Genomic DNA, 15,038 nt, shown 5'->3' with positions numbered 1-15,038 from the left:
TGAGCGGGAACAAGAAACACGGGCCGGCGGCCAGCATGCGCGCGGACAATCAGCGGCTTGTTGAGCGCAATCAAGGAGTCCTGCGGCCATCTTTTTAAGCTAGGCCATGCCCATCGCCCATCGCGAATCGGCTAATCGTCCACGCACGCCGCTACCGGAGATTTCCATGGCCTTTACCCTGCCCCGCCCTTTCCCTGGCCTGCCGGCCGTTGCGCTGTGCTGTACTTTGCTGCTGCCCCTGCTGACGGCTTGCCACGGCACGCAGAGCAGCGAAAGCCTGCTGGCCGACGCACAGCAGTACCGCCAGAAAGGCGAATCGCGGGCCGCCATCATCCAGTTGAAGAACCTGCTGCAAAAGGAGCCGGACAATGCGGCCGCCCGCTTGCTGCTGGGCAGCATCTATATCGACACGGGCGAAGCGCTGTCTGCCGAGAAGGAATTGCGCAAAGCAAAGTCGCTGGGCCTCGCATCGCAGCAAGTGATGCCCCTGCTGGGCAAGGCCTGGCTGATGCTGGGCCAGTTCGACAAGGTACTGGCCGAGATTGCCGATGATGCGGCGCAGCCGGCCAGCGTGCTGGCCCTGCGCGGCGATGCCTTGCTGGCCCTGGGCCGCCAGGACGAGGCGCACGCCCTGTACTCGCGCCTGCTCGAAGCCCATCCCGACCAGGTCGAGGCATTGCTGGGCCTGGCGCGCCTGTCGGCGCTCGACCACCAGGTGCCGGCGGCCGAGCTGCTGCTGGCGCAAGCCTTGAAAAGCGCGCCCGCCAACCTCGACGCCTTGCGCCTGCAGGGCGACCTGCTGCGCCTGCAAGGCAAGAACGGCCCGGCGCGGCTCGCCTACATGCAGATCCTCAATATCAAACCGGACAATACCCAGGCGCACATCGACCTGGCCAACCTCGATATCGTGGAAAACCGCTACGCGGAAGCGTCGGCCCAGCTGGCCACGGCGCGCAAGACGGCGCCCAACAGCCTCGGTTTGCTGCAAGCCCAGGCGCTGCTCGATTTTCGCCAGGGCAAGAACAAGGCGGCCTTGCAAGCCTTGCAGCTGGTACTCAAGGCGGCACCCGACCACATGCCGTCCATCCTGCTGGCCGGGGCCGTGCAGCTGGCGCTCGGCTCGCCGCCGCAGGCGGAAAACTATTTGCGGCGCTTCCTGGCCGTGTATCCCAGGCATTTGTATGCCGTCAAGATGATGGCGTCGATCGAATTGATGCGTGGCAAGACCGACGCCGCCATCGATTTGCTGCAACCGATGCTGGCCGCCTTCCCGGAAGACGTGGAATTGCTGTCGCTGGCCGGAGAAGCCCACTTGCGCGCGCGCCGCTACGACAAGGCGACCGCGTATTTCGAACAGGCCAGTACCCTTGCGCCGGACACGGCCAAGCTGCATGCGGCGCTGGGCATCAGCCGCCTGGGCATGGGAGAGAACAGCCGCGCCATCAATGAACTGGAACGCGCCAGCATGCTCGACAAGAGCACGCCACAAGCGGGCACCATGCTGGTGATGACCTTGCTGCGCAACAAGCAGAACGACAAGGCGCTGGCCAGCGTCAAGATGATGGAGGAGCAGCAGAAAGACACGAATCCTTTGCTGCTGAACCTGAAAGGCGGCGTCTACCTGGCCTTGCGCGACTTACCGGCCGCGCGCGCCAGTTTCGAGCAAGCGCTGAGCATGGACCCCGTCTACCTGCCCGCCTTGAACAACCTGGCGCAGATCGACCTGGCCGAGAAAAAGCCGGAGCAGGCAAAACAGCGTTTCGAAAAGGCGCTGACGAAGGCGCCGAAAAATGCCGACCTGTGCGCGGCGCTGGCCAAGCTGGCCGCGTCGCAGGGCAAGACGGAAGAGGCGCGGCGCTGGCTCGAGCGGGGCCACCGCGACAATCCCGATGCCGTCGCGCCAGCCCTGCTGCTCAGTAACTTCTACTTGAAGACGGGCGCGCCCGACAAGGCGCTGGAACTGGCGCGCACCTTGCAAACGGGCCATCCGGGCGACGCCGATGCGCTGGCCTTGCGCGCCCAGGTGGAATACAGCGCCGGCCTGGCGCCGGCCGCGCTCGACAGCTACAACAAGCTGGCCAGCATACAGACCACGTCCGCGCCCTTGCAAATGCGCATCGCCAGCCTGCACCTGGCGCTGGGCGACCACCAGAATGCGCTGCAAGCCGTCAAGCGGGCGCAAGTGCTTGATCCGACCCTGCTCGAAGCGCGCGTGGTCGAAGTGGCCATGCTGCTGAACCTGAACCGCCAGCGCGAGGCGCTGGCCGTGGCGCGGCAAGTGCAGGAAGAGCAGCCGAAGCTGGCGGCCGGCTACAAGCTCGAGGGCGACGTGCTGATGGAGCAAAAGCTGCCGCAGCAAGCCGTCAAGCTGTACCAGCACGCGTTCGGCATCAGCCCCATCGGCCCGTTGCAGGTGCAGCTGTACCGCGCCTTGCAGGCTTCCGGGCAAGAGCGCGAAGCCGATGCGCGCATGGCCACCTGGCTGAAGGAGCATCCGGAAGACTTGCCGACGCGCACCTACCTGGCGGGCACCCGGCTGGCGGCCAAGCAATACCGCGCCGCCATCGAGCACTTCCAGTATGTCGTTGCCAAGGACACGGATAACGTGGTGGCGTTGAACGACCTGGCGTGGGCGTATCAGCAGGAAAAAGATCCGCGCGCGCAGGCCACGGCCGAGCAGGCACTGAAGCTGGCGCCCGGCAACCCCGCCGTGCTCGACACCCTGGGCTGGATCGTGCTGCAGCAAGGCGACGTCAAGCGCGCCACGGCGCTGCTGCGCAAGGCGGCGGAACTGGCGCCGAAGTCGCCCGAAGTGCAATACCACCTGGGCGCGGCCCTGGCGAAATCGGGCGACAAGGGCGGCGCGCGCAAGCAGCTGGAACAACTGCTGGCCGCCAACAAGGACTTTCCGCAGCGGGCCGAGGCGCAGGCCTTGCTGACCCAGCTGTAGGCCATGGCTGTGCACGCTGCCATGGCCCGCCTGGCAGCGCGGCCGCTGGCCCTGCTGGCGGGCGCGGCCTGCATGCTGGCCTTGCGCCACTATCCGCTGGGCCACGGCTGGCCCGGCCTGCTGTTTGCCGCCCTGCTGCCCGCATATTTCCTGCTGCTGTGCTGGCGCCCCGCCTGCTGGCTGTTCTGCGTGCCCGCCCTGCTGCCCGTGCTGGACCTGGCGCCGTGGACGGGCTGGTTCTTCCTCGAAGAAATCGACGTGCTACTGTTGCTGACCGTGGCCTGCGGCTATTGGCGCCTGGGCGGACCGGCCCACCCGGCAGCGGCGCGGCTTTCTCCGGCCGCCCGCGCCTGTTTGCTGCTGTGCAGCCTGGCCTGGCTGGCGGCGCTGCTGCGCGGCGTCCTGCCGCTGGCGCCGCTCGACCTGAATGCCTGGGATAATTACCTGAGCCCCTACAACAGTTTGCGGCTGGGCAAGGCCTGGGCCTGGAGCATGCTGCTGTTGCCGCTGCTGCTGCGCGATGCGTCCGCGTCCGCCTTGCGCCGCTATGCGCTGCCGGGCATGCTGGCCGGGCTGGCCATGGTGACGCTGTTCGCGCTATGGGAACGGACCGTGTTTCCCGGCCTGTCGAACCTGTCCAGCGACTACCGCATCACGGCACCGTTTTCCGCCATGCACACGGGTGGCGCCGCGCTGGACGGCTACCTGGCCCTGAGCCTACCGTTTGCCGCGCTGTGGCTGGCGCGCGCCAGCAGCCGCTGGCAGGCGGCGCTGGCCATGCTGCTGCTGGCCCTGGCCCTGCACGCGGCGTTCACGACCTTTTCACGGGGCTTGTACGCGGCACTGGCCGCAGCCATGCTGCTGGGATTCTGGCAAACCCTGCGGACGGCGCCCGGCGCGGCGCGGCGCGTCCCTTCCCAGTCGCCCACGCGCGGCGTGTTGCTGAGACTGCTGCTGGCCGGCCTGGGCACCGTCCTGCTCGTGTACATGTTCAGCCTGGCCGGCTACCGGGGCTTGCTGGCCGCCGTCGTCCTGCTCGCGGCCAGCTTCGTGCTGGCGGCGCGGCCCTTGCCGTGGCGCCTGGCGCCTGCCAGCGTGCTGTGCGCGCTGTGCCTGCAAGGCTTGCTGGCCGCCTGGTGGCCGGAACCGTCCGGCCAGCAAACGGCCGGCTGGCTGAAAGGCCCGTATTTCCTGTTCCTGCTGGCGGCCGTGCTGCTGGTGGGCGCGCTGTGGCCCGATAGTGCCGGCGGCAAGGCTGGCAAGGTATCCACCAGGCTGGGTCTGGCGATGATGGCGTGGACCATGCTGGCGTGCAATCTCGCCTGGATAGGCTGGCACTGGGCGGGACCGCCGGCGCTGCCGCCGGCCGGCCTGGTCGTGCTGCTGGCCATGCTGATGCTGTGCAACGGACGCTTGCGCCCGCCGCTGTGGCGGCTGGACCGGACCAGCCTCAGCATCGCGGGCGCGGCCGGCATCCTGCTGCTGCTGGCCATACCCGTGTCGGCCAGCTATTACGCCACCGAACGTTTCGCCACCACGGCCTTCGACATGCAAGGCCGCTTGCGCCATTGGCGGCAGGCGCTGGCCATGCAGCCGCCCGACTGGGGCGACCGCCTGTTCGGCATGGGTAGCGGCAGCTTTCCCGCCACGTATTACTGGCACAATCCCCAGCGCGAGGTGCCGGCCAGCATCGCGTATGCGGACGAAGAGGGAAACCGCTATGTGCGCCTGGCCAGTCCCGGCTACAGCGCCGGCTATGGCGAGCTGCTGCGGCTGCTGCAGCGCCTGCCCGTGCAGCCCGCCACGCGCTACACTTTGGCGCTCGACGTGCGACGCACGGGACCCATGCCCGTGCTGCTGGCGCGCCTGTGCCAGCGGCAATTGCTGTACGCACAGGGCTGCGTGAACGTTCCGCTGCGCCTGCGCCCGCCGCCGCCTGGCAACCCGCCGGAGGGATGGCAGCACTATGAAGTGCCGTTCGACAGCGCCTGGCTGGGCGCGGGCGCCTGGCTGCTGCGTCCGCCCGTGCAGCTGGAACTGGCGGCCAGCGGCACGGCCACCTCGTCCGTGCTCGAAGTCGACAATCTGAGCTTGCGCGCACCGGGCGGCGAGGAACTGATCGCCAACGGGAGCTTTACGCAAGCCAATAATTACTGGTTTTTCAGCAGCGACCACCACCACTTGCCGTGGCATATCAAGAGCATGGCACTGCATTTGCTGATAGAAACGGGCTGGTGCGGCGCCCTGTCCTTGCTGGCCCTGCTGGTTCTGGCCGGCCACCGCCTGCTGCGCCAGACCGCGCGCGGCGATGCAGGCGCGCTGGCCTGCGCCGCCGCCCTGCTGGGTTTTCTCGTCGTCGGCCTGTTCGACAGCCTGCTCGACGTGCCGCGCATCGCCCTGCTCTGCTATCTGATGCTGCTGTGCGCGCTGCTGCAGCCCGTGCCACCTCCTCACGTTGAAAGTGCGCCGCCATGAAAGCCCTGCCGTTTACATGCTTGTCCGCCCTCGTGTTTTGCCTGGCCTTGGCCAGCGCGCCGTGCCGCGCCGATGCGCCGCTGGCGCAAACCATCGCGCGCATCAAACCATCGATCGTCGGCGTGGGCAGCCTGCAAAAAACGCGCACGCCACCGATGAATTTCATCGGCACGGGTTTCGTGACCGGTGACGGCTTGAGCGTGCTCACTTGCGCCCATGTGATCCAGAAACTGCTTGACGCCAATCCGAACGAAGTCATCGGCATACTCACGGGCCAGGGCGAAGTAACGCAATTTCGCCCCGCCAAGGTCCAGGCGCTGGACACGGAACACGACCTGGCCTTGCTGCGCCTGGCGGGCGCGCCCCTGCCCGCCCTGGCGCTGGGCGACGCGGCCACGGTGCGCGAAGGCCAGGCCATGGCCTTTACGGGATTTCCACTGGGCACCTTGCTCGGACTGCGCCACGTGACGCACCGCGCCACCGTGTCATCGCTGACACCGGTGGTCATGCCCAGCGAAAACGCCCAGCGCCTCGACGTGCGGCGCCTGGCGCAGCTGCAAAAGGCGCCGTACACCGTGTTCCAGCTGGACGCGACGGCGTATCCGGGCAGCAGCGGCAGCCCCTTGTTCGATCCCGAGACCGGTCTCGTCTACGGCATCGTCAACATGGTGTACGTCAAGGGCCTCAAAGAGGCCGCCATCAGCGCGCCCAGCGGCATCACGTACGCGATTCCAGGCAGCCACATGCAGGCGATCTTGCTGAAGAATAAATGAATCGTCAGTTGCGCCCCTGCCTCAGCCGGCCGGTAATACCGGGCTCATCCCATGTCGGAAAAAAAAAGGGGTAAAACGACCGTTCACCCCCATGCTGTTCCATCAGGCCACCGAATTTACGGATCTGGGCCCCCATGTAATCGAGGTCCAGCCGTAGCAGCACGGCCGGCGCCCCCACGCGCGTGCACTCGCGCTCGCCGCCGAAGTCTTGGAAACCCAGCATGCGCTTGTAAAACACCACGTGGCGCGGGTTGACTTCAATCACGTAATCCGTAAAGCCGTGAATATTGTGGGCATAGATATAAGAAATATGAATCAGCGCCGCAAACACACGCTTGCTTACGCCCTTGTCGATGGCCAGGCGCGACGGTTCGCACAGGCGCCGGCCTTGCTCGCGCAGGACGTCGAGCTTGTCGCGAAAGTTTTCATCGGCGGGCAAGCCCGTCTCGTCGTTATCGAGGCACAAGGTCATGGTGCCGACGGTGGTGCCGGCCGTTTCCGCGAACAGCGTGATTTTATTCAGCGCATGCGCGGTGCAGGGATCGACGGCATAGCCGCGCCAGCCGTACATCTTGCGGATCAGCAAACTGGCCGCTTCGCGCCGGCCACGCGAATTGGCCATGCGGATATGAAAGCGCTGCAGGTCGAGCTCATGCTCCATGGCCGGGTCGATCTGCCCCTCGCCCACCACCAGATCACTGAAGTTGCCTGGCGTGTCGAAGGAAATTATGGGTTCATCTTCAAAGCTCATCTTGTCCTCACGTTCATCGGCAGCCGTCGAGACGGACTGAAGCCAATGCCTTGTGACAAGAGAAAAACTGGAGAAGTTCCCAGCAATAGCTAAAAAAACAGAAGAAATTTACCTTTGGATAGCAAAATAACACGATGAAATTTGTCTATAAGTACAAAATGGCAAATATAATTGCTGTTTTGATATTGATAAGCTTGCTGTTAAAAAAAGCTTTCCGGTATCAATAACACGTCGCCCGGCCGCATCATGACATTGGCCGAAATATCGCCTTCCTTCAGCAAATCGTCGAGCCGCACCCTCAACTGCTGCTGGTTGCCTTCGCGCACGCGGATGATGCTGGCCTTGTTGCCGGCCGCGAAATCGGTGATGCCGCCCACGGCGATGAGCACGTCCATCAGCGACATGCCCAGCCGGTACGGCAGCGCCTGCGGCTTGGCCGCCTCGCCGATGACGCGGATCTGCTCGCCATACGGTCCCGAGAAATTCGTGACGATCACCGTCACCACGGGTTGCTGGATGAACTTGCTCAAGGCTTGCTCGATGTCGCGCGCCAGCTGGGTCGATGTCTTGCCGCTGGCGGGCAAATCCTCGACCAGCGGCGTGGTGATCTTGCCGTCCGGCCGCACGGCCACCGTCAGCGACACTTCCGGATTGCGCCAGACGATGATGTTGACGGAGTCGCCCGGACCGATCAGGTAATCGTGCATGGGGGCGCTGTCGTCGGAAGGCGCCAGCGGATGGCGCATGCGGCAGGCACCCAGCAGGCTGGCGGCGCCCGCCAGGACCAGCGTGTTGCAGACAAATGCACGGCGAAATGGATTCATGCGGAGCCTCTTCGAGTCGATGCGCGTCCATGGCCGGCCCCGCAGAACCAGCCTGGGCCGCGAACTTCCTATGATTATTAAAACCCGGCAAGTGAACCTTGAGGCGTATCAAGAAGCAATCATCTTGGGAAATCTTGCTCCACAGCCGCCCTATACTTTGCTTACTCAACAAGCAAGTATTTCTTGCAAGACGCCGTCGTTGTCCGCGCCGCCAACCCATCTACCGGGCAGCACCGTTACCTGAAGGAAGCGACATGGAAGAATTGATACAGCAACTGCTTTCCGGCTTGAAAGGCATCTGGAAGTACCGCTGGCATGCGGTGCTGGTGGCGTGGCTGGTGGCCATCGGCGGCTTCATCAAGGTGATCACCCTGCCCGACGATTACCAGACGTCGGCGCGCGTGTTTGTCGATACGCAAACCATCCTCAAGCCGCTGATGGCCGGCATGACCAGCGTGCCGAACACGGAACAGCAGGTGGCCATCATGAGCCGCACCCTGCTCAGCCGCCCGAACGTGGAGCGCGTCATGCGCATGGTCGACCTCGACCTGGACTCGAAGACCGTACGCGAGCACGAAGCCCAGCTGGACAACTTGATGAGCCGCATCAAGATCACGGGCACCAACGCGTATGACATCTACACCATCAGCTACAGCGGACGCGACCCCAAGCTCGTGCGCGACGTCGTGCAAAGCCTGCTGACCATCTTTGTCGAAGGCAGTTTCCAGGGAAAGAAAGGCGACTCGCAAAAGGCGGTGCAGTTCATCGACGAGCAGATCAAGAATTACGAGGACAAGCTGAGCGCGGCGGAAAACCTGGTGAAGGAATTCAAGATCCGCAACAACCTGCTGCTGCCGCGCCAGGGCATCGACTATGGCAGCCAGCTGCTGATGTCGTCCGATAGCCTGAACAATGCCAAACTGGAACTGGTCGAGGCGGAACAGGCACGCAAGGCCATCCAGAGCCAGATCGAGGGCGACGAGCCCGTGCTCGACCTGGAGCCCAGCGCGTCGGCCATCACGAATCCCGAGCTCGACGAGCGCATCGCCTCGATCAACAAGAACCTCGACAGCCTGCGCATGCAATTTACCGAACTGCATCCCGACATCATCGCCTCGAAGCGCCTGGTGGCCCAGCTGGAAGAACGCAAGATCGAGGAAAACAAGCTGAAAGCGGCGTCCGGCGACCCGGGCAAGAACTACAGCCCCATGCTGCAGCAGCTGAAGGTGGCGCTGACGGATGCGGACGCCAAGGTGGCCGCCATCCGCGCCCGCGTGCAGGAATACAGCGCGCGCAACGAGCGCCTGCTGGCGCAAAGCAATGCCGTGCCCGAGGTGGAATCGCAGCTGGCGCAGCTCAACCGCGACTACATCATCAACAAGGAAAACTATGAAAAGCTGATCGGCCGGCGCGAAGCGGCCAAGCTGTCGGGCGAACTCAGTTCCACCACCGACATGATGGCCTTCAAGATCATCGACCCGCCCACGGTGCAATATGCGCCCGTCGGCCCGAACCGCCCGCTGCTGTTCAGCGCGGCGCTGGGCGCGGCCCTGGTGGCCGGCGTCGCCACGGCCTTGCTCATCAGCCAGGTGCGCCCCACCTTCCTCAGCCCCTCCGAACTGCGCGATGCCACAGGCTTGAACGTGCTGGGCACGGTATCGATGAACTGGACGCCGCTGCAGCAGGTACGCCGCCGCCGCGCCCGCTATGGCTTTGGCGCCTGCCTGGGCAGCCTGTTCGTCCTGTACGGCGGGGTCATGACGGCCGCGCTGCTGAAATTCTAGATCCAAGGGAGCGACGATGAGCAGCAAGGACAGCGGCAAGCACGAACCCACGATCCTCGGCGTGGCCGAGGCCAGCGTGCCTTATACAGTGAACGGTACGGATGGCGCGGATGCAAGCCGGTCGCCCCGCTACCGCGCCCTGAACCTGGCCCGGCTGGCCGAGCAAGGCATGCTCACGCACGATGGCGGGCGCAGCGCCGTGGCCGAGGATTTCCGCATCATCAAGCGCCCGCTGCTGCGCCAGGCGCGCGCCAGCGGCAGCGGCAGCGACACCATCCGCCACGGCAACCTGATCGTCGTCACCAGCGCCATGCCGGGCGAAGGCAAGACCTACTGCGCCGTCAACCTGGCCATGAGCATCGCCATGGAACTCGATATCACGGTGCTGCTGGTCGATGCCGACGTGGCGCGCCCGTCCGTGCTGAAGGTGCTGGGCCTGCCGCCGGAGCCGGGGCTGATGGACGTGCTGTTGGACCCGCAACTGGCCATGGCCGACGTGATCCTGAAAACCAACGTGGCCAACCTGAGCATCCTTCCCGCCGGGCGCAGCAACAAGCACGCGACGGAATTGCTGGCCAGCCGCGCGATGAGCCGGTTGCTGGCCGAGATCGCCAGCCGCTATGGCGACCGCATCGTCGTCTTCGATTCGCCGCCCCTGCTGATCACCAGCGAAGCGCACGCGCTGGTGGGGCAAATGGGCCAAGTGGTGATGGTGGTCGAGGCGGAAACAACGACCCAGCACGCCGTCAAGGAGGCGCTGCGGCAGATCGAGTCGTGCGAACACATTCATTTGATCTACAACAAGACCAAATCGTTCCCCGGCAACGACTACTACGGCTATGGCCATTACGACTAGCCGCCGGGGCTCGCTACCGCTGCTGCCCTTGCTGTCGCTGCTGCTGCCCGTGCCGGCCAGTGCCATCGACTGGCTGGCAAAACCGTCGCTGCGCCTGCGCGAAAGCTATACGGACAATGCCTTGCGCGCGCCGCCCGGCAAGGCGCAATCGGACTTCATCACGGAAATCGCGCCCGCCATCGCCCTCATCGGCACCGGCCCCCGCCTGCGCGTCCACCTCGATTACAGCTGGCACAAATACCTGTCCGGACAGCGGGCCGATACCGACAACCACGAACTGCAGGCCTCGGCCGACGCCGAGCTGGTCAAGGACTGGTTCTTTATCGATGCCAACGCCAGCGTGAGCCGGCGCAACATCTCGCCGTTCGGCCCCCAATTGATCGACGACCTGCCCGACACGGACAATGCCAGCACCGTGCGCACCATGGGCATCAGCCCCTATTTGCGCCACCGTTTCCGCGGCCTGGCCACGGCCGAGCTGCGCTATACGCGCAACACGGTCGACAGCGGCGGCGACTTGCTGTCCGTGCACAGCGATGAAATGGAATTGCTGCTCAGCGGCGAGCCGCGCGGCACCGGCTGGACCTGGAACGCCAGCCACGACGTGCGCCGCACGCAGGACAGCAAGCTGGCGCCCGTGCGCATGCAGCGCAGCAGCGTGGGCCTGCGTTATCCGTTCAGCAGCAAATGGTCGGCCACGGCCAGCGGCGGCATGGAAAAGGAAGGTTATATCTCGGCCAGCGGCAAGGCGCCCGAGGGCCGCTTCTGGTCGCTGGGCGGCGTGTGGACACCGTCGCCGCGCACCAGCGTCGCCTTCAGCACGGGCAAGCGCTTCTTTGGCACCACCTACAGCCTGGACGCCACGTTCCTGCAGCGCCATACCAACTGGCAACTGAACTACAGCGAAAACATCACCACCATGCCGACGCAGTTTTCGCGCCTGGGCAACCGCGACGCGGGCCAGTTGCTCGATCAATTGTGGCGCGGCATCTTTCCCAATGCGCGCGACCGGCGCCTGCGCATCGATGCCTTCCTGCGCTACGCCAACAGCCTGGGGCCGGAACGGGGCGCCATCAATTACTTCAGCCACCGCTATTTCCTGCAAAAGCAGCTGAAGCTGACGATGGCGCGCGCCACGGCGAAAAGCACGATGATCGCCGGCATCACCGCCGTCGACCGCACGGCGCAAACGGCCAGCGGCATCGACAGCGGCTTGCTGCCCGGCGTGGAATTCGGCAGCGAAGACCGCACGCGCCAGATCGGCGGCAATGTGGGCTGGAGCTGGCAAGCCAGTTCGCGCACCAGCGTGAATATCAATGCCGGCTACGCCAGCGTGCGCTCGCTGAGCGTACCCCGGCGCGACAACAACATCACCTTGACGGCCGGCTACACGCGCATCCTGCAGCCGAACATGACGGCCAGCATCGACGTGCGGCACACGCGGCACGCCAGCAACCGCGGCGGCGACTACCGCGAAAACGGCGTCAGCGCCACGCTCACCATGCAATTCTAAGGAGCCCGCATGTCCGACCCCTCTCTTGCGTCCGCCGTGCCGGCGCACCTGCTGTGCGTGGTGGCCGCGCGCCCCAACCTGATGAAGATGGCGCCCATCCTGGCCGCCCTGGCCCGCCAGGCGCCCGCCGTGCGCGTGACCTTGCTGCATACGGGCCAGCATTACGACACGGCCATGAATGGCCAGCTGTTTGCGGACCTGGATCTGCGCCCGCCCGACATCTGCCTCGACGTGGGCTCGGGCAACCACGCGCAGCAGACGGCCGAGATCATGCGCCGCTTCGACGCCGTGCTCGACGCGCATCCGCCGCTGGCGCCCGATGGCGTGCTGGTGGTGGGCGACGTCAATTCCACCTTGGCTTGCGCACTGGTGGCGGCCAAGCGGGGCATTCCCGTGATCCACGTCGAGGCGGGCTTGCGCAGCGGCGACCGGCGCATGCCCGAGGAAATCAACCGCGTGCTGACGGACCAGTTATCCAGCCTGCTGCTGACCAGCGAGGAAGGCGCCCGCGCCAACCTGCTGCGCGAAGGCATCGCCCCCGAACGCATCCACTTCACGGGCAACGTCATGATCGACAGCCTGCGGCGGCAACTGCCGCGCGCCGTACCGCCCGCCGCCGCCCTGCGCGCCCACGGCCACGCCTGCCCGGCCGCGTATGGCCTGATGACCCTGCACCGGCCATCGAATGTGGATGCGCCGGCGCAACTGGAAGCGCTGCTGGGGGCGCTGGGGCAATTGTCGCAACAACTGCCACTGCTGTTTCCCATCCACCCGCGCACCCTGGCCGGCCTGCGCCTGGCGGGCCTGGAACCGCTGCTGGCGCGCCATGCCATCGTCCGCCTGCCGCCGCTGGGCTATTTGGAAATGCTGGGCCTGATGCAGGACGCGCGCCTGGTGCTGACGGATTCGGGCGGGGTGCAGGAAGAAAGCACGGCCCTGGGCGTGCCCTGCTTGACCCTGCGCGACAATACGGAGCGCCCCGTCACCGTGAGCGACGGCACGAATACGCTGGCCGGCACGGACCCGGCCACCATTTTGGCGCTGGCGCGGGGCATCCTGGAGACGGGCGGCAAGCAGGGCCGCATTCCACCGCTGTGGGACGGCCACGCGGCTACGCGCATCGCCGCCGTCATCGCGCCCTGGCTGGCGGCGCGCCGGGGCACGCCGTGACACCGCCGCTGATATTGCGCAACGCGCTCACCATCGACGTGGAAGATTACTTTCAGGTGTCCGCCTTCGCGCCGCACATCGCGCGCGCCGACTGGCCCCGCCTGGAATGCCGGGTCGAGGCGAATATCGAGCGCATCCTGCTGCTGCTCGACAGCCGGCGCATCCACGCCACCTTCTTTACCCTGGGCTGGATCGCCGAGCGCTATCCGGCCATGCTGCGCCGCGTGGCCGACGCCGGGCACGAAGTGGCCAGCCACGGCTATGCGCACCTGCGCGCCAGCGACCAGTCGGCCGCGCAATTCGCCGAAGACGTGCGCCGCAGCAAGAGCATCCTCGAGCAATTGACGGGGCTGGCCGTGCGCGGCTACCGGGCGCCCAGCTTTTCCATCGGCGCGGCCAACCTGTGGGCTTTCGACGTGCTGCAGGAAGCGGGCTACCGCTACAGTTCCAGCATCTATCCGATCCGCCACGACCACTACGGCATGCCCGATGCTCCCCGCTTCGCCTGGCGCCCGCGCGGTCCGCACGGCGTGCTGGAACTGCCCGTCAGCACCGTGCGCCTGCGCGGGCGCAACCTGCCGGCCGGCGGCGGCGGCTATTTCAGGTTGATGCCGTATGCACTGTCGCGCTGGCTTTTGCGACGCATCAATTCGCGCGACGGGCAAGCTGGCATATTCTATTTTCATCCTTGGGAACTCGATCCCGGCCAGCCGCGTCCGCCGGGCCTCAGCGCCAGGACGCGCTTTCGCCACTACCTGAACCTGGGGCGCATGGAAGCACGGCTGGGACGCCTGACGGGCGACTTCGCCTGGGACCGCATGGACCGTATTTTTCTGGAAAGCACATGATGCACGAGGCCAGCCTTGCTCCCGACCCGGCACCATCGAGCGCCGCCATCGCCGTGCGGTCCCTGCAGGGGCACGAGCATGCGCGCTGGGACGCCTTTGTCGACACGTGCCCGGAAGCGACCTTCTTTCACCGGGCCGGCTGGCAAACCATCATGGAGCAAGGTTTCAAACACGACAGCCATTTCCTGTACGCGGAACAGGACGGGCGCATCGCCGGCGTGCTGCCGCTGGCCCACCTGCGCAGCCGGCTGTTCGGCTCCGCCCTCGTGTCGCTGCCCTTTTGCGTGTATGGCGGCGTCGCCGGCGGCAATTCTTCCGTCCGCCAGGCCCTCGACAGCGCCGCGCTGGCACTGGCCCGGCGTCTCGGCGTGGGCCACCTGGAATACCGCTGGCGCGAAGTGCCGGAGGAAACCTTGGACGCCTCATGGCTACAGAAACCCCTGTACGCGACCTTCCGCCGCCCCTTGCTCCCCGACGCCGAACAGAATCTGCTGGCCATTCCCCGCAAGCAGCGCGCCGTCGTGCGCAAGGCCATGGCGGCCGGCCTGCACAGCGCGATCGACTATGACATCAGCCGTTTCTACCCGATCTATGCGGCCAGCGTGCACCGGCTGGGCACGCCCGTCTTCGCGCGCCGCCATTTTGCCCTGCTGCGCACGGTGTTTGCTGACGCCTGCGACATCCTCACCGTCTACCACGGCCAGCAGGCGCAAGCGAGCGTGCTGCTGTTCTATTTCCGCGATGAAGTGCTGCCGTATTACGGCGGCGGCAGCGTGCTGGCCCGCAGCACGGGCGCCAACGATTTCATGTACTGGGAAGCGATGCGCCGCGCCTGCGCGCGCGGCTACCGCCTGTTCGATTTCGGCCGCAGCAAGTTGGGAACCGGGGCATACGACTTCAAGAAGAACTGGGGCTTTGCGCCGCAGCCGCTGCCATATGCCTACAAGCTCGTGCGCGCCAAGGCCTTGCCGGAAGTCAACCCATTGAATCCGAAATACGCGCTGTTCATCCGCGCCTGGCGCCGCCTGCCGCTGCCGTTGGCCAACCTGCTGGGGCCGCACATCGTGCGGCAACTGGGCTAAGCAAAGGACCCA

Annotated in this window: 11 protein-coding genes; 9 read left to right on the top strand and 2 right to left on the bottom strand. The window is 65.7% G+C overall.

The window, feature by feature from the left end; translation table 11 throughout:
• The first annotated feature begins 166 nt into the window (after nt 1-166).
• From prsT to OPV09_RS15245, 3 genes are read left to right on the top strand one after another with little or no spacing between them, the layout of a single operon-like run.
• Nucleotides 167-2,950: an XrtA/PEP-CTERM system TPR-repeat protein PrsT gene (gene prsT / locus OPV09_RS15255; RefSeq protein WP_338678659.1), complete on the top strand. Its 2,784-nt coding sequence runs from the start codon at nt 167-169 to the stop codon at nt 2,948-2,950.
• 3 nt (nt 2,951-2,953) lie between these two features.
• Nucleotides 2,954-5,425: a hypothetical protein gene (locus OPV09_RS15250; protein WP_338678658.1), complete on the top strand. Its 2,472-nt coding sequence runs from the start codon at nt 2,954-2,956 to the stop codon at nt 5,423-5,425.
• Entirely contained in the window at nt 5,422-6,198 is a 777-nt protein-coding gene (locus OPV09_RS15245; protein WP_319991710.1) for a serine protease, read from the top strand. The genes OPV09_RS15250 and OPV09_RS15245 overlap by 4 nt, the downstream gene beginning before the upstream one ends.
• A gap of 4 nt (nt 6,199-6,202) precedes the next feature.
• Here the strand turns inward: OPV09_RS15245 and OPV09_RS15240 are convergent, their stop codons facing one another.
• Both OPV09_RS15240 and OPV09_RS15235 read right to left on the bottom strand, forming a co-directional pair.
• Nucleotides 6,203-6,949 (bottom strand): N-acyl amino acid synthase FeeM domain-containing protein, encoded by a 747-nt coding sequence (locus tag OPV09_RS15240; RefSeq protein ID WP_034748381.1) that lies wholly within the window; start codon nt 6,947-6,949, stop codon nt 6,203-6,205.
• Nucleotides 6,950-7,149: 200 nt separating this feature from the next.
• A complete protein-coding gene (locus tag OPV09_RS15235; RefSeq protein ID WP_425323992.1) occupies nt 7,150-7,773 on the bottom strand; it encodes an XrtA/PEP-CTERM system exopolysaccharide export protein in 624 nt (207 codons plus the stop codon).
• Nucleotides 7,774-8,027: 254 nt separating this feature from the next.
• Between OPV09_RS15235 and OPV09_RS15230 the strand changes: the two genes are divergently transcribed.
• From OPV09_RS15230 to OPV09_RS15205, 6 genes are read left to right on the top strand one after another with little or no spacing between them, the layout of a single operon-like run.
• Complete coding sequence (locus OPV09_RS15230; protein ID WP_034748388.1) at nt 8,028-9,557, top strand: XrtA system polysaccharide chain length determinant; 1,530 nt, start codon at nt 8,028-8,030, stop codon at nt 9,555-9,557.
• A gap of 16 nt (nt 9,558-9,573) precedes the next feature.
• Nucleotides 9,574-10,413, top strand: coding sequence for an XrtA-associated tyrosine autokinase (locus tag OPV09_RS15225; protein WP_338678657.1), 840 nt, complete (start codon nt 9,574-9,576; stop codon nt 10,411-10,413).
• Entirely contained in the window at nt 10,397-11,926 is a 1,530-nt protein-coding gene (locus OPV09_RS15220; protein WP_338678656.1) for a TIGR03016 family PEP-CTERM system-associated outer membrane protein, read from the top strand. Before OPV09_RS15225 ends, OPV09_RS15220 begins: the two co-directional genes overlap by 17 nt.
• A gap of 9 nt (nt 11,927-11,935) precedes the next feature.
• Entirely contained in the window at nt 11,936-13,096 is a 1,161-nt protein-coding gene (gene wecB / locus OPV09_RS15215; RefSeq protein WP_338678655.1) for a non-hydrolyzing UDP-N-acetylglucosamine 2-epimerase, read from the top strand.
• Entirely contained in the window at nt 13,093-13,944 is an 852-nt protein-coding gene (locus OPV09_RS15210) for an XrtA system polysaccharide deacetylase (protein ID WP_338678654.1), read from the top strand. Before wecB ends, OPV09_RS15210 begins: the two co-directional genes overlap by 4 nt.
• Entirely contained in the window at nt 13,944-15,026 is a 1,083-nt protein-coding gene (locus tag OPV09_RS15205) for a FemAB family XrtA/PEP-CTERM system-associated protein (RefSeq protein WP_338682303.1), read from the top strand. The genes OPV09_RS15210 and OPV09_RS15205 overlap by 1 nt, the downstream gene beginning before the upstream one ends.
• The last annotated feature ends 12 nt before the right edge of the window (nt 15,027-15,038 follow it).

It is taken from the genome of Janthinobacterium sp. TB1-E2, from assembly GCF_036885605.1.
GTDB classification, from domain to species: domain Bacteria; phylum Pseudomonadota; class Gammaproteobacteria; order Burkholderiales; family Burkholderiaceae_D; genus Janthinobacterium; species Janthinobacterium aestuarii.
Note: the sequence above shows the minus strand (reverse complement) of the source record. Positions and strands in the feature narration are given on the sequence as shown.

What these genes read in the sequence shown, in the direction of transcription:
- OPV09_RS15230 (WP_034748388.1), top strand. Translation starts at nt 8,028, where the DNA reads ATGGAAGAATTGATACAGCAACTGCTTTCCGGCTTGAAAGGCATCTGG.
- OPV09_RS15220 (WP_338678656.1), top strand. Translation starts at nt 10,397, where the DNA reads ATGGCCATTACGACTAGCCGCCGGGGCTCGCTACCGCTGCTGCCCTTG.
- prsT (WP_338678659.1), top strand. Translation starts at nt 167, where the DNA reads ATGGCCTTTACCCTGCCCCGCCCTTTCCCTGGCCTGCCGGCCGTTGCG.
- OPV09_RS15250 (WP_338678658.1), top strand. Translation starts at nt 2,954, where the DNA reads ATGGCTGTGCACGCTGCCATGGCCCGCCTGGCAGCGCGGCCGCTGGCC.
- OPV09_RS15205 (WP_338682303.1), top strand. Translation starts at nt 13,944, where the DNA reads ATGCACGAGGCCAGCCTTGCTCCCGACCCGGCACCATCGAGCGCCGCC.
- wecB (WP_338678655.1), top strand. Translation starts at nt 11,936, where the DNA reads ATGTCCGACCCCTCTCTTGCGTCCGCCGTGCCGGCGCACCTGCTGTGC.
- OPV09_RS15245 (WP_319991710.1), top strand. Translation starts at nt 5,422, where the DNA reads ATGAAAGCCCTGCCGTTTACATGCTTGTCCGCCCTCGTGTTTTGCCTG.
- OPV09_RS15235 (WP_425323992.1), bottom strand. Translation starts at nt 7,773, where the DNA reads ATGAATCCATTTCGCCGTGCATTTGTCTGCAACACGCTGGTCCTGGCG.
- OPV09_RS15240 (WP_034748381.1), bottom strand. Translation starts at nt 6,949, where the DNA reads ATGAGCTTTGAAGATGAACCCATAATTTCCTTCGACACGCCAGGCAAC.
- OPV09_RS15225 (WP_338678657.1), top strand. Translation starts at nt 9,574, where the DNA reads ATGAGCAGCAAGGACAGCGGCAAGCACGAACCCACGATCCTCGGCGTG.